We start from the raw sequence: 24,717 nt of genomic DNA, 5'->3' as shown, positions 1-24,717 counted from the left end.
GGGCATAAATCATGAGCGTGACCTTCGGACGCACGGACACATCCGTTCTGGGCCGCTGGTGGTGGACGGTCGATCGCTGGACCATCGCCGCCCTGTTGCTGCTGATCGCGGTCGGCGCATTGCTGACGATGGCCGCCAGCCCGGCCGTGGCCGAGCGGATCGGGGCGCAAAGCTTCCACTTCGTCCGCCGCCAGTTCGTCTTCCTTGCCCCGGCGGTGATCCTGATGCTGGGGATTTCGCTGCTGACGCCAAAGCAGATCCGACGGACGGCGGTGATCGGGCTGCTGATCTCGCTGCTGCTGTTGGCGCTGGTGCCGCTGCTGGGAGCCGAGGTCAAGGGAGCGCGGCGCTGGCTGTCGCTGGGTGGCCTGTCGGTGCAGCCATCGGAATTCGTGAAACCGTTCTTCACCGTGGTCGCGGGGTGGATGTTCGCCTCGGCCCGATTGGAGCCGGGCTTTCCCGGCCGGATCATCGCCACCGGCCTGTTCGGCCTGACCGCGCTCTTGCTGCTGGTCCAGCCCGACGTGGGTCAAACCGTGATCCTGGCGTCAATCTGGGCGGTGCAGTTTTTCCTGGCCGGTCTGCCGCTGATTTGGCTGGCGGTGCTGGGAATGGCGGCCCCGGTCGGCGCGGTGGTGGCCTATCAGTTCTTTCCGCACGTCCAGTCACGGGTCGATCGTTTCCTCGACCCCTCGGCGGGCGACGCCTATCAGGTGACGACGGCATTGAGCGCCTTTCGCAATGGCGGGCTGTTCGGTCGCGGTCCCGGCGAAGGCAAGGTCAAGCTGGTTCTGCCCGACGCCCACACCGACTTCATCCTGGCGGTCGGCGGCGAGGAATTCGGCCTGTTGCTGTGCCTTTTAGTGGTAGCTCTGTTCGCCTTCATCGTCTTGCGCGGGTTAAGCCGCCTCGTCAAGGAAGACAATCTGTTCGTCGTGCTGGCAACAGCCGGCCTGCTGGTCCAGTTCGGAATGCAGGCGATCATCAACATGGCCTCGACGCTGCGGCTGATGCCCGCCAAGGGAATGACGTTGCCGTTCATCTCCTATGGCGGTTCATCGATGCTGGCGCTGGCGCTGGGAATGGGAATGGTGCTGGCGCTGACCCGCACCCGTTACGGCCGGGAAGGATTGGACGCATGAGTCCGACACAAGAGTTGATTGTCCTTGCCGCCGGCGGTACCGGCGGCCACGTCTTTCCCGCCGAAGCGCTGGCCGGGGTTTTGCTGGAGCGCGGCCACCGGCTGGCTCTGGTGACCGACCGCCGTGGCGAAGTCTATGGCGGAACCCTGGGACAGTTGGAAACCTATCGCATCCGGGCCGGGGGACTGGCCGGACGAGGACCGTTGGCCCGCTTGCGCGCCGTCGTCGAATTGGGACTGGGAATCGTCCAGGCCCGTTCGCTGCTGAAGCGGCTTAAGCCCGCGGTGGTGGTCGGCTTTGGCGGCTATGCCTCTGTGCCGGGAATGGTGGCGGCGACGATGGCCGGACTGCCCAGCGTACTGCACGAACAGAACGCGGTGTTGGGACGCGCCAACCGATTGCTGGCCAATCGTGTCGGCCGTATCGCCACCTCGTTTCCCGAAGTCTCGCATGTCGATCCTCGCCTGATCGAAAAGCTGGTCCATACCGGAATGCCGGTGCGGGCGGCGATCGCCGCATTGCGCGACACGCCCTATCCACCGCTGGACAATAGCGGGCCGATCCGGCTGCTGATCCTGGGCGGCAGTCAGGGGGCGCGGGTGCTATCCGAAGTCGTACCGGCCGCGCTGGCGCTGTTGCCCGAGGATCTGAAGCAGCGCCTTGACGTTGCGCAGCAATGCCGCCCCGAGGATCTGGAAGCGGTCGAGCGCGATTATCAGGCCAGCGGAGTCAAGGCGACCCTGCAAAGCTTCTTCGCCGATGCGCCCGAGCGGATGGCCGCCGCCCATCTGGTGATCGCACGCGCCGGAGCCTCGACTGTCGCTGAACTGACCGCGCTGGGACGCCCGGCGATCCTGGTGCCCTACCCTTACGCTATCGACGATCACCAGACCGCCAACGCTCACGCCGTCGAAGAACATGGCGGTGCGTGGCTGATGCCACAGGAAGGCTTTACTGCCGAAACACTGGCGGCCCGGCTGGTCGGGCTGATCCACTCTCCCGAAACCCTGGCCCGTACCGCCGATTGCGCTGCCCGCGCCGGTCGTGCCGATGCCGCTCAAAGTCTGGCCGACCTGGTGGTCGCCCAGATTCCGACCTATACGAGGAATTAGTTTCATGCGGACCATGCCGTTGTCCATCGGCACCATTCATTTCGTCGGAATCGGCGGCATCGGCATGTCCGGTATCGCCGAGATCCTGCACAATCTCGGCTATGCCGTGCAGGGCACCGATATCGCCGATAATTACAACGTCGAGCGCCTACGCAAGATGGGTATTCCCGTTCGGATCGGTCACAGCGCCGAGGCGCTGGGCGATGCCCGCGTCGTCGTGATCTCTTCGGCGGTCAAGCCCGACAATCCCGAGGTCGCCGCCGCCCGCGCTCGACTGGTTCCGGTCGTGCGCCGCGCCGAAATGCTGGCCGAACTGATGCGCCTCAAGAATGCGATCGCGATCGGCGGCACGCATGGCAAGACCACCACCACGTCGCTGATCGCGGCGATGCTGGAGGCGGCCCGGCTGGACCCCACCGTCATCAATGGCGGCATCATCAATGCCTATGGCACCAACGCCCGGCTGGGTGCCAGCGACTGGATGGTGGTCGAGGCCGACGAATCCGACGGCAGCTTCCTCAAGCTGCCCTCGACGGCAGTGGTCGTCACCAATATCGATCCCGAGCACATGGACCATTACGGCACCTTCGACCGGCTGCGCGAGGCCTTCCGCAGCTTTGTCGAAAGCATCCCGTTTTATGGCTTCGCCGCGCTGTGCATCGACCATCCCGAAGTCCAGACCCTGATCGCCCGCGTTCCCGACCGCAAGATCGTCACCTACGGCTTCTCGCCCCAGGCGATGGTCCGCGCCGTCAATGTCACGATCGGTACCGACGGCGCCCGCTATGACGTTGCCATCACCGATCGGGTTACCGGCCAGTCCCGCACCATCGCCGGGCTGCACCTGCCGATGTTCGGCGAACACAACGTACAAAACTCGCTGGCGGCAATTGCCGTTGCGGTCGAATTGGGGCTGCCCAACGACATCGTGCGCAAGGCGCTCGGCGGCTTCTCGGGGGTCAAGCGTCGTTTCACCCGCGTCGGCGAGGCGGGCGGTGTCACCGTCATCGACGATTACGGCCATCATCCGGTCGAGATCGCGGCGGTGCTGAAGGCGGCACGGAGCGCCAGCACCGGTCAGGTCATCGCGGTGGTGCAGCCGCACCGTTATTCGCGGCTGGAAAACCTGATGGCCGAGTTCTGCACCTGTTTCAACAACGCCGACACCGTGATCGTCGCCGATGTCTATGCCGCCGGAGAGGCTCCGATTCCCGGTATCGACCGCGACGCTCTGGTGCGGGCGCTACGCGAGCACGGCCACCGCAACGTCCTCGCGCTGTCCGAGCCGAAAGCCCTGGCCGAACTGGTCCATGGCGTGGCGCGGCCGGGCGACATGGTGGTGTGCCTGGGTGCAGGATCGATCACCAATTGGGCTCATGCCCTGCCCGCCGAACTGGCAAAGCTGACCCCCGCTTTGGCGGAGTTGGAGGACGGCGAATGATAGCCGCCAGCGCGTCCTCGGCCGATTGGCGTGCGGCCCTGCCGCCCCTGCGCGGACGGGTGACGCCGGACGCGCCGCTGGCTCCCTATACCTGGTTCCGTGTCGGTGGACCGGCCGAGCTGTTGTTCCGCCCCGCCGACGAAGAAGATCTGGCCGCGTTCCTGGCGGCGGTGCCGCCCGAGGTGCCCGTGACGGTAATCGGAGCCGGATCTAACCTGCTGATTCGCGATGGTGGTCTTCCCGGTGCGGTGATCAGACTTGGCCCTGCCTTCGCCGCAATCTCGTTGTATGAGGAATCGATTGAGGCCGGTGCCGGTGCGCTCGACCTCACCGTATCCCGCCATGCCGAAGCCGCCGGTCTGGGCGGGCTTGAGTTCCTGTCGGGAATCCCCGGCACCATCGGGGGCGCGGTACGGATGAACGCGGGCGCGTTCGGAGGCGAAATCAAGGACGTGATTGTATCGGCGCGGGTGCTGGAGCGATCTGGCCAGACTCAACTGCGTGATGCGGCAGAACTGGGACTCGGCTATCGACGCTCGTCCTTGAGCGAAAACGCGATCGTGCTCTCGGCCACCCTGTCGGCCCACCCCGACCAGCCCGCAGCGATCGCCGAGCGGATGGAGCGGATTCGTCTTGCCCGCGAAGCGTCACAGCCTTTGCGCGTGCGAACCGGCGGATCGACCTTCGCCAATCCGCCGGGCGAAAGCGCCTGGAAGCTGATCGACGCCGCTGGATGCCGGGGGCTGACCCACGGCGGAGCGCGGGTATCGGAAAAACATTGCAACTTCCTGATCAATCTCGGCGAAGCCACCGCCGCTGAGATCGAGGATCTGGGCGAAGAGGTTCGCCGCCGCGTCCTCGACAGCAGCGGAATCGAGCTGCATTGGGAAATTCGTCGGATCGGAGTAAGAGCATGAGCGCGACGCGGGTTTCCGTCCTGATGGGGGGCGCGTCGTCCGAACGCGAGGTATCGTTGCGGTCGGGACAAGCCGTCGGCGCGGCATTGGAACAGGCTGGCTACACCGTCACCCTGGTCGAGTGCGGCCACGATCCCGTCACGCTGATCCGGGATTTGCGCGAGTCGCGCCCCGATGTGGTGTTCAACGCCCTGCACGGCCGCTTTGGCGAAGATGGCTGCGTCCAGGGTATTTTGAACTTGCTGGGCGTGCCGTATACTCATTCCGGCCTGCTGGCCTCGGCGGCAGCGATGGACAAGGCGTTTGCCCGGCGAGTGTTCGCCGCCGCCGGTCTGCCGGTCGCCGAGGGGCAAGTCGTGCACCGGGGCGAGGCTCCGCCCGTGCCGCGTCCCTATGTCGTCAAGCCGTTGAACGAAGGCTCGTCGGTCGGCGTCCATATCGTCCACCAGAACAGCAATAACGACCCCCTGGCCGACTGGCCGTTCATGGGCGACGAGGTGCTGGTCGAAGCGTTTATTCCCGGCCGCGAACTAACCGTCGCGGTGATGGGCGACCGGGCGTTGGGTGTGCTTGAAATCACATCCGAGCATGGGTTTTATGACTACGATGCGAAGTACGCTCCCGGCGGTTCGCGCCACATCATGCCTGCGCCGCTGCCGCCCGAAGATACCGCCGAAGCCGGTCGGCTGGCCTTGGCGGCTCATCGGGCCTTGGGGTGCCGAGGGGTGTCACGGGCGGACCTTCGCTACGACGATACCCGACCGGGCGAAGCACCGCGGCTGGTGCTGCTCGAAGTCAACACGCAGCCGGGAATGACCGCAACCTCGCTGGTGCCCGATATAGCGGCCCATGTCGGGATTTCGTTTCCCGAACTGGTTCGCTGGATGGTGGAGAACGCCCAATGCGACGCATAAGCGCCGCCGACATCGTGATCACCCCCGACGACCGGCCGGGCAACCGGTCGAGCGAGCCGCCGCGCCCGCAGAAACAACCCCGCCAGCCGCAAACCGCCGCGCGTGGACGCCGCCGCGCCCAGCGCTTCCGATTCGATCTGACCCCGGTGCAGAAATTCGCTTCGATCGGGGTCGCGCTGACCGCCCTGTTCGTCGGCGGTGCGATGGTGTGGCAATCGGGATTTTTGCAAAAGGTCTGGCGCGACACCGGCGATTCGGTCCTGCACTTGACCGCCATGGCCGGATTCCGCACCACTGAAATCACCGTCGCCGGTCGCCGCCGCATTCCGACCGACCAGATTGTCGCGGCTTTGGGCGCGCGACATGGTGATCCGATTCTGGGGCTGGACATCGTTGCCGCCCGCGACCGGCTGGAGGCGTTGCCCGGCATCCGCGCCGCCGTGATCGAACGTCGCCTGCCCGGAAGCCTGCACCTTGTAATCGTTGAGCGCGAACCGGTTGCGTTGTGGCAATATGAAGGCGTCTACACCCTGGTCGACCGTGACGGCAAGGTGATCCCCGGCAGCATTGAGGGCTTCGAGGATCTCCCCCTCGTGGTTGGCGAAGGGGCCGGAGCGCGAGCCGACGAGTTGCTGACGATGCTGTCGTCCGCGCCCGACCTCGCGATGAGAGTCAAGGCGGCGACGCGGGTCGGTAATCGCCGCTGGAACCTGACCCTCGACGACATCCGCACCGGACTTGAGGTGCGGCTGCCCGAGGTCGAGCCGGAAGTGGCGTGGAACCGCCTCGCCGACTTGGAACGATCGAAGGGACTGGCCAGCCGTCCGCTGGCAATGATCGATATGCGCGTGCCCGACCGGTTGGTGCTGCGGCCCGGACGCGACCTGCCTCAAAGTGCGGAACGTCCGCCGCAGGCTCCGGCTGCCCAACCTTCCGCGCTCGGCTTGGGAAAGGAGGATTGACGTGGCTGTACGCAACGGACTGATCGCGGCGTTGGATGTCGGCACCACCAAGGTGTGCTGCTTCATCGCGCGCGTCCAGGACGACGGCACGCCGCGCATCGTCGGCATCGGCCATCAACTGGCGCGCGGAATGCGCAATGGCGCGGTGATCGACATGGAAGAACTGGAGACCTCGATCCGCGCTTCGGTTGATGCTGCCGAGGAAATGGCGGGCGAGCGGGTCCGCGCCGTGGTGGTCAACATCTCGGGCGGTCTGCCCGGCTCGGCCAACGTCAAGGTCGAGGTCGCGATGAACGGCCACCCGGTCAACGAGGCGGACATCCGCCGCATGCTTGATCACGGCCGCGCCCACCACGAAAGCCCCGACCGCGAGCTGATCCACGCCATTCCGGTCGATTACACCATCGACGGCAACGAAGGAATCAAGGATCCACGCGGAATGTTCGGCGACCGGCTGGGGGTGGCGATTCACGTCATCTCTGCCGCCATCGGTCCGGTGCGCAACCTTACCACCGTCGTCAACCGCTGCCACCTCGACATCGAGGCCCGCGTCGTCAGCCCCTATGCCGCCGGTCTGGCCTGCCTGGTCGATGACGAGAAGGATCTGGGCGTCACCTGCATCGACATGGGCGGCGGCACCACCTCGATCGCGGTGTTCCTGGCCGGACAATTGATTCATACCGACGTGATTCCGATCGGCGGAGCCCATGTCACCAGCGATATCGCCCGTGGCTTGTCAACTCCGGTGGTTCAGGCCGAACGGATGAAGACCTTGTACGGATCGGCGATCCCGACCCCGTCGGACGACCGCGAAATCCTCAAGGTGCCGCTGGTCGGCGAGGACGAAGACGGCGCCAGCAATCAGGTGCCGCGGTCGATGCTGATCCAGGTCATCCAGCCCCGACTGGAAGAAACATTTGAACTGGTTCGCACCCGGCTCGAACAGGGCGGGTTCGACAAGATGGCTGGCCGCCGGGTGGTTCTGACCGGCGGTGCCAGCCAGATGCAGGGCGCCCGCGACCTGGCCGGTCTGGTGCTCGACAAACAGGTACGTCTCGGGCGGCCCGTCGGGCTGCAAGGACTACCCGAAGCGACCGGAGGCCCTGCTTTCTCGGGCTGCGCCGGTCTGATTCGCTATGCGCTGGTCCACGTCCCCACTCCCAGCCGGGGACGACGGGCGGCGATCAGCGTCGGCGGCGGCGACGGCTCGGCCTGGGGCAGGCTGGGGGGCTGGTTGAAACGCAATTTTTGACCCGGACGAAATCTCATCATACGGCCGAGGGTGAAGCGGCCGAAACAGCGCGGAGGACCACACATGTTGACCTTTCTTCCCGGAGCCAATGAAGAACTAAAGCCTCGCATCACGGTCATCGGCGTGGGTGGCGCCGGTGGAAACGCGGTCAACAACATGATCCAGTCGCGGTTGGAAGGCGTCGAGTTCATCGTCGCCAACACCGACGCGCAGTCGCTGGGCCAGAGCCGCACCGAACGGCGAATTCAACTCGGCACTCAAGTCACCCAGGGGCTGGGCGCGGGATCGCGCCCCGACGTCGGCCGCGCCGCCGCTGAAGAAAGCATCGAGGACATCCTTACCCAGATCAACGGCACCAACATGGTGTTCATCACCGCCGGAATGGGCGGCGGCACGGGCACCGGCGCCGCGCCTGTGATCGCCCGCGCCGCGCGGGAACAGGGTATCCTGACCGTTGGCGTGGTGACCAAGCCCTTCCACTTCGAAGGCGCGCACCGGATGCGCACCGCCGAACAGGGCATTGAGGAGATGCAGCAATATGTCGATACGCTGATCATCATCCCCAACCAGAACCTGTTCCGCGTCGCCACCGAGCGCACGACCTTTGCCGACGCCTTCAAAATGGCTGACGACGTGCTGTATTCCGGCGTGCGCGGCGTCACCGACCTGATGATCATGCCCGGCCTGATCAACCTCGACTTCGCCGATATCCGCACGGTGATGAGCGAGATGGGTAAGGCTATGATGGGCACCGGCGAGGCCGAGGGCGACAAGCGCGCCATCGACGCCGCCGAGGCCGCGATCTCGAACCCGCTGCTTGACGACACCTCGATGAAGGGCGCGAAGGGCGTTCTTATCAACATCACCGGCGGCATGGACATGACCCTGTTCGAGGTCGATGAAGCCGCCAACCGCATCCGCGATGAAGTCGATCCCGAAGCCAATATCATTTTCGGCTCGACCTTCGACGAAAAGCTGAACGGCCAGATCCGCGTTTCGGTCGTCGCCACCGGCATCGCCAGCGAAGCGGCCGCCCAGCCCAAGCCGACGGTAATCTCGTTGGTCGGCACCCCGCCGCAACCCGCGGCCCGTCCCGCCATGCCCGCCGCGGCCCAGACCGCCCAGCCGCAGCCCGCATTCCGCCCGCCGCAAAAGATGGCCGTGCCGCAACCCCAGGCCGCAGCCCCCCCAAGCCGCGGCGCAGCGGGCAATGCGCGATTCTGAACTCGACCCGCGCCAAGCCGAGCCGGTGATGCGGGCCGAACCCGACATGCGCACCGAGCCCAGCCTCAACCGGCCGATGTCGGGACGCTATGCCGACGAGATGGAGCCGGACATGGGCAGCCTGCATCGGGCCGTGTCCGAGATTGCCGAAACCTCCATCAACCAGCCGCAGCAGCCCGCCCCGCACGCCGAACCGCATCGTGCCGGCAGCCTGCTCAACCGTCTGGTCAATCGCGGCCGCCACGCCATCTCCCCGGCTTCGGCTCCGGCACCCCGCGCCCCCGAGGCACCCGCGCCCCGGATGGAAGCCCGCCGCGAACCGACCGCGCCTCGTTCGGGTGAGGATCTCGACATTCCGGCGTTCCTGCGCCGTCAGGCGAATTAGACCTTTTGTTACCATTCGGGGGGCTTCGGCCCCCCTCCCGCGCTAACCTTGACGGGCCCGTCCGGATTGCCCGGCCGGGCCCTTTTTTTTCAAGATGTTAGCGGTGAAACAATCGGCAACAATGATTGATTTGAGGGCTCGACCCCGGACTGTTAGAAAAGGATCCTAGAGAACAAGTTCAGCACTGCCTCAGACACGTAAAATGAGGCAGATAAAACAAGAATAGGGGATCGCCCGTGAATCGGATCGTCAACGAACAGAATCTCGGCTTCGACACCCCGGCTTTCACCTCATCTGCATTTGGTTGCCCGCAGCGGACACTCAAAACCGCGATTGGCTGCACCGGCGTCGGTCTTCATTCCGGTTCGCGCGTTACTATGACGCTTCGTCCGGCCGCCCCCGACACTGGGATTTGCTTTCGCCGCGTCGATATTGCTGGCGGCGGCGGGATCGTCACCGCCAATTGGGCCACTGTCAACGACACCCGCCTCAACACCTGCCTGCGCAACAACGATGGCGTCGCTGTCGGGACTGTCGAGCACTTGATGGCCGCTCTGTCCGGGATGCAGATCGACAATTGCCTGATCGACATCAACGGCCCCGAAGTGCCGGTGATGGACGGATCGGCCGCCCCCTTCCTGTTCATGATCGAATGCGCTGGCACGCTGGAGCAATCGGCCCCGCGCCGCGCCATCAAAGTGCTGAAGCGTGTCACCGTCCGTAACGGCGACAAAGTTGCCTCGCTCTCTCCCGCGTCGTCTTTCTCGGTTCGGGTTGAGATCGATTTCGACAGCACGGCGATCGCCCGCCAGGAATTCTTCCTCGGCCTGTCCGAACGCAGCTTCAAAGCCGAAGTCGCCCGCGCTCGCACCTTCGGCTTCGAGCAGGAAGTGGCGATGCTGCGCGCCAACGGTCTGGCCCGTGGCGGCTCGCTTGACAATGCCGTTGTGATCGATAGCACCGGAACCAAGGTGCTCAACGATGACGGCCTGCGCTACGGAAACGAATTTGTCCGTCACAAGGTGTTGGACGCGGTTGGCGACCTTTACCTCGCTGGCGGCCCGATCCTCGGCCATTTCAGTGGCATTCGCACCGGCCACGCCATCAACAACCAGCTTCTTCGCCAGTTGTTCGCCGACAGTTCAGCTTATAGCTGGGTCGATCTCGCCGCCGTCCCGGTCGAGATCCAGGCCCCCGAGCCGATGCGCGCGGTGGTCAACGGCTGAAGGAGACCACCCCACCCCCTCTCCTTTTGGGAGAGGGTGGCGCGAAGCGCTCGGTGAGGATTTAGGGCGGATAGGGCGAGTTAGAACCCAACGGTCCGGCTGGGACCAACACGCAGCGGAGAACGCTCCGGCGTTCCGTAAATCGGCCAGGATCCCGAGGCCACCGCTTCCAGCGAAGGCGAGGACTGGCCCAGTCGAGCCTGATAAACCCAATAGCTGGTCATAACCCGCTGAACGAACACACGGGTTTCGCGTGCAGGCAGGCTTTCGACGAACATCAAGGGATCCTCGCCATGACGAATCCCCTGAAGCCAGCGTCCCAAAGTACCGGGACCGGCATTATAGGCCGCCGCCATCATCATCAAATTGCCGTTGACCGGATCGTCGGACAGCAGCCGCGTGACATAACGCTGGCCCAGCCCAAGATTAACGGCGGGATCGGTCAACTGGTCGCGGACACGCAGACCGCCAACCGCCTGAGCCGTGGCAGGCATCAGCTGCATCAGACCGGCCGCACCGGAAGCGCTGCGTGCGTCGGGATTGAACGAGGATTCTTGGCGAACCAGGGCATAGACCAGGGCACGATCAACCTGCCAGCCACCTTGCGGCGTCCAGTCGGGCAGCGGATAGGCGGCGGCATCGTGCCGACGACCATTTTCACGCGGCAACACTCCGCCCAGACGGACGGTAAGGCCCGGCATTTTCGCCGCCTGAGCCAGAACCAGCATCGACTGACGCACCGCCTTACCGGCGGAGGGGTACAGCTTACGCAATTCTTCTTCGGCGTCCTCACGCTCGCCCAATTGGATCAGGGCCAAAGCGCGCCGCGCGGCCGGAACCCGCATCAGCATGTCGGCATCGCCCTCGGTAAAAGGCGGCAGTTCCCATGCATAGCTGACCGGGTAACCCAGCCAGGACCGGGCCAACAAACCGTAGAAGGTGCGCGGATAGCTCGCCGCGACTTCCATCCAGTGATTGACCGCCTCGGGGCGGCGGTTGACCAGATTGGCCCGCGCCGCCCAGAAGGCTCCTGCGGCGGTCAGCCAATCCTGATTCAGCCCGGACGTCGCGGTATCTTCGAAATAACGCCGGGCCTGATCGGCCTTGCCCGCGCGCCACAACGCCAACCCAGCGATCCAATGGGCGGCGGGAAGGACATCGCCCGACCGTTCGGCGGAAGCAGAGGCCAATTCGGCGGCGCGATCATCGCGGCCCCCGGCAAAATGATCGGAGGCGACCATCAGCCGCAGCCGATCCTGATCCAGCGCCGGAAGCGATCGGATCTCGGCCGAGGCCAGCATCGCCTCGGCTCGCGTCGAATCGCCGTCACGCAATATCTGACGCAGCCGGGTCTTGATCGCCCGGACACGGGGGGCGGATTCGTCGGTATCGAACGCCACCTCTTCCCACATCGCGCCATCGACATCGGTATCGATGCCGGTGCCGCGCAGCGCAGCGCGCTGAGGCGCACGCAGACCATGCCCGCCCTTGGTCGCGGTCGCAAGGCGGTAAATCGCCTCGGCCTGGGGCATCGCCGCATTCTCGGCCAGCCAGGCGCGCAATTCGGGAAGGTGCGACTTGGTTCCGGCGGCGAGCAATCGCCGCGCCTGAACATAGCCACGGAGCAGGTCGTCTTCGACCATGCCCATTTCGCGATCGGCAGCAGCCCAGTCGCCACGATCCTGCATCGCCAGAATCCGGCGATAGGTTTCAGCATCGGCCACGGACAAGGGCCGGGGCAAAGGGGCTACCCGTGCCTCACGCTGACCGCCGGGAAAAAGTGCGGCGGTCTGCGGGCCTTCGGCGGCAGCAACACGAACAGACCCGGCTTGGGAAAAATTCTGACGGGCCGGTTCGCCCGCCGATGCCGTGGACGTCGCAGCCAAAATCACCAGCATCGCTGCTGGGAGGAGCCTGTCGCGCAAGGCTGTTCTCCTCAGGTGGTTATCGACAATACCAATCGCGGTGAGCGGTTTTATAAATGAGTCGAGCCCCCCTGTGGAAGAAAAAAATACCCACGCCCCATAAGGAAAACAAATAAATCGTTTTTTATCAAAAACTTAACCAAAAAGAATCTCGCGTCGGCCCCATCTCATTAACACATAAAGATATCTTTATATGATGTTGCGTTCCGCCGACAGACCCGCTACACTGCGCACCAGCCTAAACACCCTTAATCCAGAGGAATCGCATGACCTCCTTCACCGATTACAAGGTCGCCGACATTGCGCTGGCCGCCTGGGGCCGCAAGGAACTGGACATCGCCGAAAGCGAGATGCCCGGCCTGATTGCCACCCGCGAGGAATACGGCCTGAGCCAGCCTCTGAAGGGTGCCCGCATCGCCGGTTCCCTGCATATGACGATCCAGACCGGCGTGCTGATCGAGACGCTGAAGGCGTTGGGTGCCGATGTCCGCTGGGCGTCCTGTAACATCTTCTCGACCCAGGACCACGCCGCCGCCGCGATCGCCGCCGCAGGCATCCCGGTGTTCGCCGTCAAGGGTGAGAGCCTGGAAGAATATTGGGACTACACCCATCGCATCTTCGAGTGGGCCGATGGCGGCTGCCCGAACATGATCCTCGACGATGGCGGCGACGCCACCCTGCTGATCCACCTCGGCATGCGCGCCGAGAAGGATGCCTCGGTGCTGTCCACCCCCACCTGCGAGGAAGAGGAATTCCTGTTCGCTTCGATCAAGAAGAAGCTGGCGGCCGATCCGACGTTCTATTCCCGCAACGGCGCCTCAATCCGTGGCGTGACCGAGGAAACCACCACCGGCGTCCACCGTCTCTACGAGATGGAAAAGAAGGGCACGCTGCTGTGGCCGGCGATCAACGTCAACGATTCGGTCACCAAGTCGAAGTTCGACAACAAGTATGGCTGCCGCGAATCGCTGGTTGACGGCATCCGCCGCGCCACCGACGTCATGCTGGCGGGCAAGGTTGCCGTTGTCGCCGGCTTCGGCGATGTCGGCAAGGGTTCGGCCGAGTCGCTGGCCAGCCAGGGCTGCCGCGTCATCGTCACCGAGATCGATCCGATCTGCGCGCTTCAGGCCTGCATGGAAGGCTATGAGGTCCAGACGATGGAACAGGCCGCGCCCCGCGGCGACATCTTCGTCACCACTACCGGCAATGTCGATGTCATCACCCTTGACCACATGCGGGCGATGAAGGACCGGGCGATCGTTTGCAACATCGGCCACTTCGACAGCGAAATTCAGATCGCCGCGCTGAAGAACTTCACCTGGAACAACATCAAGCCGCAGGTTGATGAGATTCAGTTCCCCGACGGCAAGCGTATCCTGCTGCTGGCCGAAGGCCGTCTGGTCAATCTGGGCTGCGCCACCGGCCATCCCAGCTTCGTGATGAGCGCGTCCTTCACCAATCAGGTTCTGGCCCAGATCGACATTTACGCCAATCCGGGCAAGTACGAGCGCAAGGTCTACGTCCTGCCGAAGCAGCTCGACGAGAAGGTTGCCTTGTTGCATCTGGCCAAGCTGGGCGCGTCCCTGACCACGCTCAACCAGAAGCAGGCCGATTATATCGGTGTTGGTGTCGAAGGCCCGTTCAAGCCCGAGGCTTACCGGTACTAAATCCCCGCATTCATCGCGGGTTCGGAAGGGACAGGGGGCACACCCCCCTGTCCCTTTTTTCTTGTCCGTTCAGATCTCGCCGACCTGGTTCAGAAAGCGGGTCACCACTCCGCGCAGGGCAACGGATTCATCGACCAGCGAACGGGCCGAGGCCAAAACCTGCTCCGCAGCCTGTCCGGTTTCCGCCGCCGCCTGACTCACCCCGCCAATCGTTGACGTCACCTGACGCGTTCCACTGGCGGCATGCTGGATATTACGGGCGATTTCCGCGGTCGCGGCGGATTGCTCCTCGACCGCCGACGCAATCGCCGCCGAAATCTGGTTGATATCATCGATCCGGGCGACAATGCTCGCGATCGCGGCAACGGCTTCCTTTGTCTTGGCTTGAACCGAACCGATCAGCCCCCCGATTTCGTCGGTGGCCCTGGCGGTCTGGGTGGCCAGATGCTTGACCTCATTGGCAACCACCGCAAAGCCTTTGCCGGCATCGCCCGCCCGCGCCGCCTCGATCGTCGCGTTCAGCGCCAACAGGTTGGTCTGCGATGCGATATCGTTGATCAGATTGACGACCGCGCCGATCTTCGCCGAACTGTCGGCCAGACTGCGCACCATGCCATTGGTGTGGTCGGCTTCTTCGGACGCAACCCTGGACGCGACACCGGATTGCTGAACCTGCCGCGCGATCTCACTGATCGACGCCGATAATTCCTCTGCCGCGCTGGCGACGGTCTGAACGCTCCCGGATGCTTCGTCGCTGGCGGCGGAGACAGTCAGGGCCTGACGCTTGGTCTGTTCGGCATTGGCCGACATCGTTTGCGCAACACCATTCATGTTGGCGGCGGCGTGAGCAACCGTATCAAGAACCCCCGTTACGGCCCGATTGAACTCCCGCGTCATGGCCTGAAGCGCCCTGCCCCGCTCCTCGCGCAGTTGGAACAACTCGGACAGATCGGACAGACAGACAAAGACCAGGGTTCGGCCCCCCTCCTTCGCCATGAAAAGGGTGACGGTGACCGGAAAATCGACGCCATCGGCACGGCGATGAAGCCATTCGAAGCGGTTAAAACCTTTTCGAATCGCCTCGGCGATATAAACCTGGGCCTTCTCGTCGGAACTTTCGCCATCGGATTGAACCGGCGGCGAAAGCTGCGCCGGAGTGGCGTTCAGCAACGAGACCTTATCGGCATAACCGAACATCTGCATCGCAGCATCGTTACACTCGACATAAATTCCATCGGCCATGACCAGGATGGCATCGGGAGTGCTGTCAAAAAATGTCCGCCGAATTGAGAGCCCGGCATCAGGGCGATTGCTCCAGAATTGAAAAGTCACAGCCAATCCCTATATCTATAGGTTTGTTAATGTGCATTAAAACTACCCTTTAGCTGTAGCACGACCCGATAACAGTCCCGAATTGAAAATTAACTGATCTTACAAAAAGAAGTTCGGGAATTATTTAGAATAAATCCAACATATTTCAGAAAATAAACAATAAATATCATTAATTTCTATTTATGGATAACAGGGCTGCAATAAATCTCCAATTGCGTGTCCGACATCCTTCAGAAAGTCCCTGACGGTTTTCCTAAAGGCCGCGCCGTGCTAGGGTGCGGCCGCACTCGCCTCCCCCCCCAAAAACTGTGAAGCCCGCCCGTGACCGCTGCACCGTCCGTGTCCTCCGCCCCGATTCCCGACGACGTAACCCCGATGATGGCCCAGTATCTGGCGATCAAGCGGGCGCATCCCGACTGCCTGCTGTTCTATCGGATGGGCGATTTCTACGAATTATTCTTTGACGATGCGGTCAAGGCATCGGCGGCACTCGACATCGCACTAACCAAGCGCGGCAAACATCTGGGCGAAGATATCCCGATGTGCGGCGTGCCGTTCCGGGCCTATGAAGCGTATCTGGCCCGATTGGTGCGTCAGGGCTTCAAAGTCGCGATCGGCGAACAAATCGAAGATCCTGCCGAAGCGAAAAAGCGCGGCGCGAAATCGGTGGTCGCCCGCGACGTCACCCGCGTCGTTACCGCAGGCACCCTGACCGAAGACACGCTGCTTGATGCCCGTGCGCACAATTATCTGGCGGCTGTGGCCGAAGCGCAGGGCGGGCCGGGGCTGGCCTGGGTTGATGTCTCGACCGGCGATTTCGCTACTCAGTCAGTGACGACGGCTGGATTGTCGGCGGCGCTGGCGCGCCTGGCTCCGGGCGAATTGTTGGTACCGGAACGTCTGCTGACTGCGGCCGCCTTGATCGACACTTGGGCCGAATGGAAGACGATCCTGTCGCCGTTGCCATCGGCCCGGTTCGATTCCGAGAATGCCCGCCGCCGCATCGAAACGCTGTTCGAGGTCGGCGCACTGGACGGGTTCGGCTCGTTCTCCCGCGCCGAGCTGGCCGCCGCCGGGGCTTTGGTCGATTATGTCGAGCTGACTCAGAAGGGCAAGCTGCCGCGTCTGTCGCCGCCCCGGCGGCTGGCCGAAGGCGCGGTCATGGAGATCGACGCAGCAACGCGGCGGAATCTCGAACTGGCTCAGACGATGGGGGGCGAACGGCGGGGATCGCTGCTCGACACGATCGACCGCACTGTCAGCGGCGCAGGCGCGCGGTTGCTGGCGGCGCGGCTGGCGGCACCGCTGACCGACCCGGCGGAGATCGCCCGGCGACTGGATGCCGTTGCCTTTCTGGTCGAGCAGGAGTCTCTGCGCGCGTCGCTACGCGCCTCCCTCAAAAGCTGCCCCGACATCGAGCGCGCCCTGTCCCGGCTGTCGCTGGGACGCGGCGGGCCGCGCGATCTGGCCGCAATCCGCGATGGACTGACGGCAATTCCGGCGTTGCGCCTGCTCGCCACCGGAATCGGTCCTTTGCCATCCGCCTTGAGTGAGACGCTCCGCGATTTGGGCGAGCACAGCGCGTTGGTCGATCGCCTGAGCCGCGCCCTGGTGCCCGAGCCGCCCCCGCTGGCGCGCGACGGCGGCTTTATCGCCGAAGGCTACGACGCCACCCTCGACGAGACCAAGGCGCTGAAGACCGAAAGCAACACCCTGCTGATGCAGTTGGAACGGCGCTATGTCGAGGCGACCGGGATCGCCGCTCTGAAAATCCGCCACAACAACATCATCGGCCACCATATCGAAGTGCCGGGCAAGCAGGCGGACAAGTTGGACGAGCGCTTCATCCACCGCCAAACGATGGCCCAGGCCGCACGCTACACTACCTCGGACCTGATCGAGCTGGCCGGGCGGATCACCGGAGCCGCCGAACGTGCCCTTGCAATCGAGCTGGCGCTGTTTGACGATCTGGTGACCGAAGTCACCATGCGCGCCGCCGAGATCGCCGCCGCCGCGTCCGCCCTGGCCGCGCTCGATGTCGCGTCCGCCCTGGCCGAACTGGCGGCAACGCGGCGTTGGACCCGGCCCCAGGTCGAAACCGGCACCGCTTTCGAGATCAAGGGCGGCCGTCATCCGGTGGTCGAAGCCGCACTGGAAGCAACCCATGGCGGCGCTTTCGTCGCCAACGATTGCGACCTGTCCGAGGGACAGCGCCTATGGCTGATCACCGGCCCCAATATGGCGGGTAAGAGCACCTTTCTGCGACAGAATGCGCTGATCGCATTGCTGGCCCAAACCGGGTCGTTCGTTCCCGCCGAAATCGCCCGTATCGGCGTGATCGACCGCCTGTTCTCGCGGGTCGGGGCCGCCGACGATCTGGCGCGGGGACGTTCGACCTTCATGGTCGAGATGGTCGAGACCGCCGCCATTCTCAACCAATCCGGGCCGGGCGCGCTGGTGATCCTTGACGAAATCGGACGAGGCACCGCCACTTTCGACGGCCTGTCAATCGCCTGGGCGGTGGTCGAACATCTGCACGAGGTCAATCGCTGTCGGGCGCTGTTCGCCACCCACTACCACGAACTCACCCGGCTGGCCGCCACCCTGCCCTCGCTCGCCTGTCACATGATGCGAGTCAAGGAATGGCAAAATGACGTGGTCTTCCTCCATGAAGTGGGAGAAGGTGCCGCCGACCGCTCTTATGGCATCCATGTCGCCCGGCTGGCCGGTCTGCCAATGGCGGCGGTCGCCCGCGCGGAAGAGGTTCTCACCGTTCTGGAAAGCTCGGATCAGGCGTCGGGAATCGCTCGACTGGCGGACGATTTGCCCTTGTTCGCGGCCGTCGCGAGCAAGCCGAAACAAAAGCCAAAATCAGCCGAGGTGGCCGTTCCGGTTTCCTCGGCGGTCGAGGAGCAACTCCGCGCCGTCAATCCCGACGAACTGACGGCACGGCAAGCGCTGGACCTGATCTATGAAATGAAGCGACTGCTCTGAGATCACTCCCCGCCGCATCGACAAAGATCAGGTCGAGCGGGTGCGGGGGTGGCGGCTCTTTGCCTTAAAGAACCACAGGTTTTCGCGTAGTGCCAAGGCGGCCTCGCGCAGACGGTCAGCCTCTGTCTCCGATGGCGCGTGACCGACGGCCCGTTCCAACGCCGCCGCCGCCACCCGTGGATCGCGTGACAGGGTGGCAAGACGCCCCATGGCAACATCGATCCGCCGCCGCCAGCCCTGAGACAGGCCGATCCGACGGCGCTCTTGCTGCAACAACAGAATCGTTTCGCCAACGGTCAGAGCGGCAATGCCGCCATCGACCGCACGCAGGTTCGTCAACCGCAGGGCATCGACCAGCTTCACCAGATGCAGGATGCGGTGATAGATGCGGGCTCGCCAGCGCTCATGAGTCGGATGCGACTGTCCACGAGCCAGCCCTTCCAGATCTTCGATGGTGATCGAGATCAAGGCCCGCAGCCGACGGGATGAACTGATCGGGAAAACGAAGCGGAAAGCAACGAACGCCGCCGCTACGCCAAGCAGAACCGCCCCCGCCGCGCCATAAACCGCATCAGGCGCGCCGACCATCGGAAACGCGGGCTGCCCCAACAGCAGAAAACACATGTTGTAATCGATCGAGGCCAGAGCGGTTCGGCGATGCGCCATCGCCACCCCTCCCAAGAGCAGGAAAGGGGCGACCATCAGCAAGACATCGAGCGTTCCACCCGACATCGGCAGCATCTGAGTGTGAAACAGCATCGCCGCCGCCGCTCCGGCGATCGATCCCAGCATCACGTGCCGCAATACCACCAGCGGATTTTCAAACGAGGAAAACACCGTGGTCATGATGCAGGTGCTGAGAACCATGAACTGACCGTCGCGCCAGCCGCTGATCTGCCACGCCGCACCGACGGCCAACACCGCCAGAAAAGCCCGCATCATCGCCGCTCTGGCTCCGATCCGGTCACGGTGAAACAGAAAGTCCAATACCGGCGGCGTGTTCTTGGCGACACGGATGGCCTCGTGTCCCGCCGACACCGCCCCCAACGCGGCAATCAGCCGTCCCAGCGCATCGGTCAGCGTTCCCGCTGGAGCACCCTCGGCCAGCGCGGCGCTCATCTCTCCAACCGGAATGGACAGCGGTGATCCGGCGGTCAACTGAGCGGCGGCGGCATCGAGATGAACCACCAGAATCGGCAGGCCTGCACCACGCCGACGCTCCGGCTCGCGGGCCAGAAGCGTGGTGACGCCCCGGACCCCCGCGACCAGCGACAGCAACGCGGCCAACAAACCCCGGATATGACGAACCCGACGATGCCCTTCGACCGATCCGGCGGCGATCTGGTCGAGCATATCTTCGACCGCCGCCATCTCGGACACCAGCAGACGTTCGCGCGTCATCAGCCCAGAGCGCCCGGCCCCGGCCAAGGCGCGAGCACACCAATCCATCGTGTCGGCGCTCAGAAGCCGTACCCGCCGGATCAGATGGGATTCGTCGGACACCGGAGTCAGAAAGCCGCTGACCAGCCCGGAGACAACGATGCCGATGATGATCGTCTCGACTCGCTCGGTCGCCAGGAAGACGACATGATCGGGATGCGGCACGTCCAGCAGAGCGATCATCGCGGCGGTATAGCCCGCCAGGAACACCCCATAGGCCCGATATTGCCTCAGCACATTGCCGACATACGCACACAGGCTGATCCAGACCGCCAAGCCGACGACGAGAAGAGGTGGATTGGCGGCAAATTCGTGGATCAGCAACACCCCCACCAGCGAGCCGACAATGGTGCCAATCACCCGCTGAATGCTGCGTTCCAGCAGCATGCCCCGTGTCGGCTGGGCCACGATCACCGCCGTCATCGCCGCCCATTGCGGGCTGTCCAGCCCCAACACCATCGCAACGGTCAACGCCAGCCAACCGGCAATGACGGTACGCAGGGCAAAGGTCAGACGGGTCGGGTCAAACCCAACTTTGACCAGAAGGCTCATGCCTCTCTCTCTTCGGTTTGACCGTCCAGCCGGGCGGCGTCCAGACGAGTTTCGATCCGGTCAAACGAATCGAGCAGCGTGACGATCGCCGAATCGTCTATCCCGTCCAGCAACGTCGCTTCGAACGGGATCAGCAGATCGGTAACGGTGGTGATGAGGCTTCGCCCCTCGTCGGTGAGATGCAGGGTCTTGGCCCGCTTGTCCGCCGGGTCTTCCCGCCGCTCGACCAACCCGCGTGCGGTAAGCAGATCAAGCAAACGAACCACCGCCGAGCAATCAAGCCCAAGCGATGCGGCCAACTCCTTCTGGCGGGTTCCATCACCCATCCGGTGGAGATAAATCAGGGGCCGCCACGTGGCGTCGGTCAGTCCGGCGGCATGAAGACGCGCATCGATCGCGGCTCGCCAACGACGAGCCAAAATCACCAGACGATAGCCGAAATCAAGGCGGGCCAACGGGGGGGATCGTTTAGCCATGGCTGAGTTACATGACACACAATTAATTGACATGTCAATTATCTTCACAAAAGTCCACACATCGCTGCGCCACGGAGGAAACGGAGGCGAGGGAAAACGGCGGAAAGGCGGGAAGGTTACGGGAGTGGATCGACCGCTGGGAACAAAACGAAAAAGCCCGCCAAGCGCTTGACTTGACGGGCTTTTTTAATGGTAGCGGAGGAGGGACTTGAACCCCCGACACGCGGATTATGATTCCGCTGCTCTAACCAGCTGAGCTACTCCGCCCCAACGGGAAGGCGGACGATATAACTTTGACCGGGGTACCCTGTCAAGCGTTGGTTCGTCACCCCCGGATCACCGCCCTGGCAATACGGGCTTGCGCCGCGCCCCCCGATCCCTATAATCCCGGCCTTTCCTTCCCCTTTCGGCGAGGCAGCCGCAATGGACGACGCTTCGAGGCCCGTGGTCGGCATTATCATGGGTAGCCAGTCCGACTGGGAGACCATGCGCCACGCCGCCGCGGTTTTGGCCGAACTGGGCATCTCCTTCGAGACTCGGGTGGTTTCCGCACATCGGACTCCGGCCCGACTGGTTGAATACGCCACTACCGCGCGGGATCGCGGGTTGAAGGTTGTCATCGCCGGAGCGGGCGGTGCCGCCCATCTGCCCGGCATGACCGCTTCAATGACTCCGCTGCCGGTCTTTGGCGTTCCAGTCGAAAGCCGCGCCCTGAAAGGGCTCGATTCTCTGCTCTCGATCGTTCAGATGCCGGGCGGCATCCCGGTCGGCACCGTGGCAATCGGCAAGGCTGGGGCGATCAATGCCGCGCTGTTGTCCGCCTCGGTCCTGGCTTTGATCGATCCCACCGTCGCGACGGCGCTGGATGCATGGCGCGCCCGCCAGACCGAAGGGGTCGCCGTCGCCCCAGTCGATCCAGACTCGCCGCACCTGATCCGCCCGTGAGCACCGTCACGTCTCGCTTTCCGCTGCCGCCGGGCAGCACCGTCGGCATCATTGGCGGCGGTCAATTGGGTCGGATGGCCGCGCTGGCAGCCGCCCGACTGGGCTATCGCGTCCACGTCTTCACCCCCGAGCAAGACAGCCCGGCCGCGCAGGTTTCCGCTGCCGCCACCGTGGCCGCCTATGGCGATGAAACCGCAATCGCCGCCTTTGCCCGAGCGGTCGATGTCGTGACCTTTGAATTCGAGAATATCCCCGCCGACAGCGTGCGGCTGATGGCTTCTCTGGTGCCGGTACGGCCGGGCTGGAACGTGCTGGAAACCGCCCAGGACCGCATTGACGAGAAGCAGTTCTTTAACGACCTCGGCATCGCGACCGCGCCGTGGCGGGCCATCACCTCGCACGCGGATCTTGTCGCCGCGCTGGATGAAATCGGCCGTCCCGCCGTTCTGAAGACCGCCCGGATGGGCTATGACGGCAAGGGGCAGGTGCGGATCACCGCCGACACCGACCCGGCCGAAGCCTGGGCCGCGCTGGGCACCGGATTGGACGGAAGCGGATGCGGCATCCTGGAAGGCTTCATCGACTTCCTGGGTGAGATTTCGGTCATCGTCGCCCGAGGTGCCGATGGTGGCTGGGCCGCGTTCGACCCGGCCTGGAACGTCCACCGCCACCACATTCTCGACACATCGACCGTTCCCGCCCCAATCTCTGCCGCCACCGCCGCTCAGGCGATCGACATCGCCCGCTGCGCCGCCGAGGCGCTGGATGTGGTTGGATTGCTGGCTGTCGAGATGTTCGTCACCCCCACCGGCCTGCTGGTCAACGAGATGGCACCGCGCCCGCACAATTCCGGGCATTGGACCATGGATGCATGCATCACCGACCAGTTCGAGCAGTTCATCCGCGCCGTTTGCGGTTTGCCGCTGGGATCGTCAGCGCGTCATTCCAACGCCCAGATGACCAACCTGATCGGTGCCGATGCCGATCGCTGGCTGGAAATACTGGCAGACCCCGATGCTCGCCTCCATCTCTATGGAAAGGCCGAGGCCCGTCCCGGCCGGAAGATGGGCCATGTCAACCGTTTGCACCCGCTCGGTTCAGATGGCTCCGATGCAGTGACGATTTCGTAACGTCCGAAATTGGGCGTTGACGACCCGGCTTCGTTGCCGGATTTTTGCAGACGCGTATTCGGTCTGGCCCTTCACCCGGGAGCCGCTTTGGAAGATCTTATCATCCATATCCTCAATGAGTACGGCTACCTTCTTTACCTGTTCATCGCTGCGTGGACTTTTGTAGAAGGCGAAACAGTCGTTCTCGTGACCGGGATTCTTGCTTCCGAAGGCCGTTTCCCCATCAATGTCGAAGTACTTGCTGCTGCGGCATGGGGCGGGAGCTTTCTTGGCGATCAGCTTTACTTCTATATTGGCCGGCGTTACGGCGCACCGTTACTGAGCCGGTGGCCCCGTCTGACCGGACGGATCGATTGGGCGTTCCAGGCGCTGAAACGTTCGCCGGCCTTGTTCATCCTGACGTTTCGCTGGATCTATGGCGTTCGCAACATCGCGCCCTTCATTGTCGGCATCGCCGGGGTCGCCCGGCTTAAGTATCTGGTTCTGAACCTGATCGCGGCGGGCCTGTGGGCGCACTGTTTCGCCTGGGGCGGCTATTTCATGGGGCGCAAGCTTGAGGAATGGCTGGGCGACAGCAAATGGTATGTGCTGTTCGGCTTTATCCTGTGCCTGTTCGGCTTCGCGATCTTCAGCGCCTACAAAAGCCACCGTAAATCGGCAACCCTCGGCAGCGAGAACGAGCTTCCGCCGAAGGAATAATACCGGTCAGCGCCGGACCAGCAATGTTCCGGCGCGGGCTTCCTGATAGCGCGCCCGGCGCAACTGGTATTCCGCAACGCGAGCGACACGATACGCTTCGGCGATGCGGCTTTCCTCGGCCCGACCGGCCTCGACCTTCTGGCGGGCATCGCGTCGAGCCTGCTCGGCCCGAGCCACTGCGGTCGTTGCCGGAGAATGCTGTACCGGAGGAGGGGGCTTAATCCGTTGAGCCGACGCCAGACGCGGAGTCTCGTCCTCGCCGCCAATCTTGTCCCAAATCCGCATCAGCTTCTCGCGATAGGCGGCCGCCAAGCTGGGGGTCTGGGAATGATAATAGGACGCCGCCGTCGGCCAATGGCCGGTCGCCTCATGCAGACCACTCAGGAAACGAGCGGCATACGCGACGTTGGCGGCGGGGTCGAACGCATCGTCAAGGTCGGCGAAGGCGGTGGGGTGATAACGCAGGTTAACCTGCATGCAACCAACGTCGATATTCTGGACACCACGAGCTTTCAGCCGTCGGACTTCGGCGATTGCGGCGGCCTTGGTGGGAAGATATCGCCCCTCTCCCTCGGCCATCACCGTCCACGGCCAGGCAATTGTTGCCCGGCGACTGGAATCGTAACGACCGGATTCAAGAATCGAGATCGATTGCAGAAGGCCCGAGGGAATGCCGTAATTCTGCTCCGCCGTGGTCACTTCGGCGGAGCAAAGGGCGTCCAGCGGCAGCGGCGGCACGGCGCGGGCCGGTGATGCGGCGATCAGAGCCCCCAGAAGGGCCAGCCCTCCCCGTCCCCATTTCGACAAGCCCAAGCCCATCGCTTTGCTCCGCCCATATGATGACGCCGAATCCTTATGCATGAGTTGTGCCATAGTTCCACTCGATTATTCCAGGTAGTTGAGTGTGGACGCACCCGCTGGATTTGCTTAACAATGGCTCCCACATCATAAGAGGGAGAGAGAAACGCGATTGTTCCGGATG

At 63.7% G+C, this 24,717-nt stretch carries 20 protein-coding genes and 1 tRNA gene; 15 read left to right on the top strand and 6 right to left on the bottom strand.

Annotation, left to right across the window (positions count from 1 at the left end; genetic code table 11):
• The first annotated feature begins 11 nt into the window (after positions 1 to 11).
• The 10 genes from ftsW (at position 12) to lpxC (ending at position 10,575) form a co-directional block, all read left to right on the top strand.
• Positions 12 to 1,142, top strand: coding sequence for a putative lipid II flippase FtsW (ftsW, locus tag PHAMO_RS00345; protein WP_002725262.1), 1,131 nt, complete (start codon positions 12 to 14; stop codon positions 1,140 to 1,142).
• Positions 1,139 to 2,254, top strand: a complete 1,116-nt coding sequence (gene murG / locus PHAMO_RS00340; RefSeq protein WP_002725259.1) for an undecaprenyldiphospho-muramoylpentapeptide beta-N-acetylglucosaminyltransferase — start codon at positions 1,139 to 1,141, stop codon at positions 2,252 to 2,254. Before ftsW ends, murG begins: the two co-directional genes overlap by 4 nt.
• Positions 2,255 to 2,258: 4 nt before the next feature.
• Entirely contained in the window at positions 2,259 to 3,695 is a 1,437-nt protein-coding gene (gene murC, locus PHAMO_RS00335) for a UDP-N-acetylmuramate--L-alanine ligase (RefSeq protein WP_002725256.1), read from the top strand.
• Entirely contained in the window at positions 3,692 to 4,612 is a 921-nt protein-coding gene (gene murB / locus PHAMO_RS00330; RefSeq protein WP_002725255.1) for a UDP-N-acetylmuramate dehydrogenase, read from the top strand. Before murC ends, murB begins: the two co-directional genes overlap by 4 nt.
• Complete coding sequence (locus PHAMO_RS00325) at positions 4,609 to 5,526, top strand: D-alanine--D-alanine ligase (protein ID WP_002725253.1); 918 nt, start codon at positions 4,609 to 4,611, stop codon at positions 5,524 to 5,526. Before murB ends, PHAMO_RS00325 begins: the two co-directional genes overlap by 4 nt.
• A complete protein-coding gene (locus PHAMO_RS00320) occupies positions 5,514 to 6,488 on the top strand; it encodes a cell division protein FtsQ/DivIB (RefSeq protein ID WP_002725251.1) in 975 nt (324 codons plus the stop codon). The genes PHAMO_RS00325 and PHAMO_RS00320 overlap by 13 nt, the downstream gene beginning before the upstream one ends.
• 1 nt (position 6,489) lies before the next feature.
• A complete protein-coding gene (gene ftsA, locus PHAMO_RS00315; protein ID WP_040565989.1) occupies positions 6,490 to 7,740 on the top strand; it encodes a cell division protein FtsA in 1,251 nt (416 codons plus the stop codon).
• Positions 7,741 to 7,803: 63 nt separating this feature from the next.
• Positions 7,804 to 8,964 (top strand): cell division protein FtsZ, encoded by a 1,161-nt coding sequence (gene ftsZ / locus PHAMO_RS18215; RefSeq protein ID WP_002725248.1) that lies wholly within the window; start codon positions 7,804 to 7,806, stop codon positions 8,962 to 8,964.
• Entirely contained in the window at positions 8,951 to 9,349 is a 399-nt protein-coding gene (locus PHAMO_RS19895; protein WP_002725245.1) for a hypothetical protein, read from the top strand. Before ftsZ ends, PHAMO_RS19895 begins: the two co-directional genes overlap by 14 nt.
• A 236-nt stretch (positions 9,350 to 9,585) precedes the next feature.
• Positions 9,586 to 10,575 (top strand): UDP-3-O-acyl-N-acetylglucosamine deacetylase, encoded by a 990-nt coding sequence (gene lpxC, locus PHAMO_RS00300; RefSeq protein WP_002725243.1) that lies wholly within the window; start codon positions 9,586 to 9,588, stop codon positions 10,573 to 10,575.
• A gap of 80 nt (positions 10,576 to 10,655) precedes the next feature.
• Here lpxC and PHAMO_RS00295 read toward each other — a convergent pair whose 3' ends face one another.
• On the bottom strand, positions 10,656 to 12,500 hold the full coding sequence (locus tag PHAMO_RS00295; RefSeq protein WP_002725240.1) for a lytic transglycosylase domain-containing protein: 1,845 nt from the start codon (positions 12,498 to 12,500) through the stop codon (positions 10,656 to 10,658).
• A gap of 266 nt (positions 12,501 to 12,766) precedes the next feature.
• Here PHAMO_RS00295 and ahcY point away from each other — a divergent pair, with 266 nt between their 5' ends.
• The gene (ahcY, locus tag PHAMO_RS00290) at positions 12,767 to 14,167 is read left to right on the top strand and encodes an adenosylhomocysteinase (RefSeq protein ID WP_002725238.1); all 1,401 of its coding nucleotides are present in this window, start codon (positions 12,767 to 12,769) and stop codon (positions 14,165 to 14,167) included.
• A gap of 69 nt (positions 14,168 to 14,236) precedes the next feature.
• On the opposite strand, the gene PHAMO_RS00285 is transcribed toward ahcY, so the two are convergent.
• The gene (locus PHAMO_RS00285) at positions 14,237 to 15,499 is read right to left on the bottom strand and encodes a methyl-accepting chemotaxis protein (RefSeq protein WP_040565988.1); all 1,263 of its coding nucleotides are present in this window, start codon (positions 15,497 to 15,499) and stop codon (positions 14,237 to 14,239) included.
• A 375-nt stretch (positions 15,500 to 15,874) separates the two neighbouring features.
• Between PHAMO_RS00285 and mutS the strand changes: the two genes are divergently transcribed.
• Positions 15,875 to 18,493, top strand: coding sequence for a DNA mismatch repair protein MutS (gene mutS, locus PHAMO_RS00280; RefSeq protein ID WP_051002332.1), 2,619 nt, complete (start codon positions 15,875 to 15,877; stop codon positions 18,491 to 18,493).
• 27 nt (positions 18,494 to 18,520) lie between these two features.
• Here mutS and PHAMO_RS00275 read toward each other — a convergent pair whose 3' ends face one another.
• The 3 genes from PHAMO_RS00275 to PHAMO_RS00265 all read right to left on the bottom strand — a co-directional run bounded on the left by PHAMO_RS00275 (position 18,521) and on the right by PHAMO_RS00265 (position 21,228).
• The gene (locus PHAMO_RS00275) at positions 18,521 to 20,485 is read right to left on the bottom strand and encodes an FUSC family protein (protein WP_002725232.1); all 1,965 of its coding nucleotides are present in this window, start codon (positions 20,483 to 20,485) and stop codon (positions 18,521 to 18,523) included.
• Positions 20,482 to 20,961 (bottom strand): MarR family winged helix-turn-helix transcriptional regulator, encoded by a 480-nt coding sequence (locus PHAMO_RS00270; protein ID WP_040565987.1) that lies wholly within the window; start codon positions 20,959 to 20,961, stop codon positions 20,482 to 20,484. Before PHAMO_RS00270 ends, PHAMO_RS00275 begins: the two co-directional genes overlap by 4 nt.
• Positions 20,962 to 21,151: 190 nt before the next feature.
• Positions 21,152 to 21,228: transfer RNA gene (locus PHAMO_RS00265), tRNA-Met, on the bottom strand.
• Positions 21,229 to 21,384: 156 nt separating this feature from the next.
• On the opposite strand from PHAMO_RS00265, the gene purE reads away from it, so the two are divergent.
• The 3 genes from purE (at position 21,385) to PHAMO_RS00250 (ending at position 23,735) form a co-directional block, all read left to right on the top strand.
• Positions 21,385 to 21,906, top strand: a complete 522-nt coding sequence (gene purE / locus PHAMO_RS00260) for a 5-(carboxyamino)imidazole ribonucleotide mutase (protein WP_002725226.1) — start codon at positions 21,385 to 21,387, stop codon at positions 21,904 to 21,906.
• Positions 21,903 to 23,036: a 5-(carboxyamino)imidazole ribonucleotide synthase gene (locus PHAMO_RS00255; RefSeq protein WP_002725225.1), complete on the top strand. Its 1,134-nt coding sequence runs from the start codon at positions 21,903 to 21,905 to the stop codon at positions 23,034 to 23,036. The genes purE and PHAMO_RS00255 overlap by 4 nt, the downstream gene beginning before the upstream one ends.
• A gap of 87 nt (positions 23,037 to 23,123) precedes the next feature.
• Positions 23,124 to 23,735, top strand: a complete 612-nt coding sequence (locus PHAMO_RS00250) for a DedA family protein (RefSeq protein ID WP_051002342.1) — start codon at positions 23,124 to 23,126, stop codon at positions 23,733 to 23,735.
• A gap of 6 nt (positions 23,736 to 23,741) precedes the next feature.
• Here PHAMO_RS00250 and PHAMO_RS00245 read toward each other — a convergent pair whose 3' ends face one another.
• Complete coding sequence (locus PHAMO_RS00245; protein WP_002725221.1) at positions 23,742 to 24,554, bottom strand: transglycosylase SLT domain-containing protein; 813 nt, start codon at positions 24,552 to 24,554, stop codon at positions 23,742 to 23,744.
• Positions 24,555 to 24,717: the final 163 nt, after the last annotated feature.

Source organism: Magnetospirillum molischianum DSM 120, assembly GCF_000294655.1.
In the GTDB taxonomy this organism is placed as follows: Bacteria; Pseudomonadota; Alphaproteobacteria; order Rhodospirillales; family Magnetospirillaceae; genus Phaeospirillum; species Phaeospirillum molischianum.
This window is presented reverse-complemented; position numbering and strand designations above follow the sequence as displayed.

Excerpts from the sequence above, each read along its gene's own strand:
- ftsW (WP_002725262.1), top strand. The coding sequence starts at position 12 with ATGAGCGTGACCTTCGGACGCACGGACACATCCGTTCTGGGCCGCTGG.
- murG (WP_002725259.1), top strand. The coding sequence starts at position 1,139 with ATGAGTCCGACACAAGAGTTGATTGTCCTTGCCGCCGGCGGTACCGGC.
- murC (WP_002725256.1), top strand. The coding sequence starts at position 2,259 with ATGCGGACCATGCCGTTGTCCATCGGCACCATTCATTTCGTCGGAATC.
- murB (WP_002725255.1), top strand. The coding sequence starts at position 3,692 with ATGATAGCCGCCAGCGCGTCCTCGGCCGATTGGCGTGCGGCCCTGCCG.
- PHAMO_RS00325 (WP_002725253.1), top strand. The coding sequence starts at position 4,609 with ATGAGCGCGACGCGGGTTTCCGTCCTGATGGGGGGCGCGTCGTCCGAA.
- PHAMO_RS00320 (WP_002725251.1), top strand. The coding sequence starts at position 5,514 with ATGCGACGCATAAGCGCCGCCGACATCGTGATCACCCCCGACGACCGG.
- ftsZ (WP_002725248.1), top strand. The coding sequence starts at position 7,804 with ATGTTGACCTTTCTTCCCGGAGCCAATGAAGAACTAAAGCCTCGCATC.
- PHAMO_RS19895 (WP_002725245.1), top strand. The coding sequence starts at position 8,951 with ATGCGCGATTCTGAACTCGACCCGCGCCAAGCCGAGCCGGTGATGCGG.
- ahcY (WP_002725238.1), top strand. The coding sequence starts at position 12,767 with ATGACCTCCTTCACCGATTACAAGGTCGCCGACATTGCGCTGGCCGCC.
- mutS (WP_051002332.1), top strand. The coding sequence starts at position 15,875 with ATGATGGCCCAGTATCTGGCGATCAAGCGGGCGCATCCCGACTGCCTG.
- PHAMO_RS00275 (WP_002725232.1), bottom strand. The coding sequence starts at position 20,485 with ATGAGCCTTCTGGTCAAAGTTGGGTTTGACCCGACCCGTCTGACCTTT.
- PHAMO_RS00270 (WP_040565987.1), bottom strand. The coding sequence starts at position 20,961 with ATGGCTAAACGATCCCCCCCGTTGGCCCGCCTTGATTTCGGCTATCGT.
- purE (WP_002725226.1), top strand. The coding sequence starts at position 21,385 with ATGGACGACGCTTCGAGGCCCGTGGTCGGCATTATCATGGGTAGCCAG.
- PHAMO_RS00245 (WP_002725221.1), bottom strand. The coding sequence starts at position 24,554 with ATGGGCTTGGGCTTGTCGAAATGGGGACGGGGAGGGCTGGCCCTTCTG.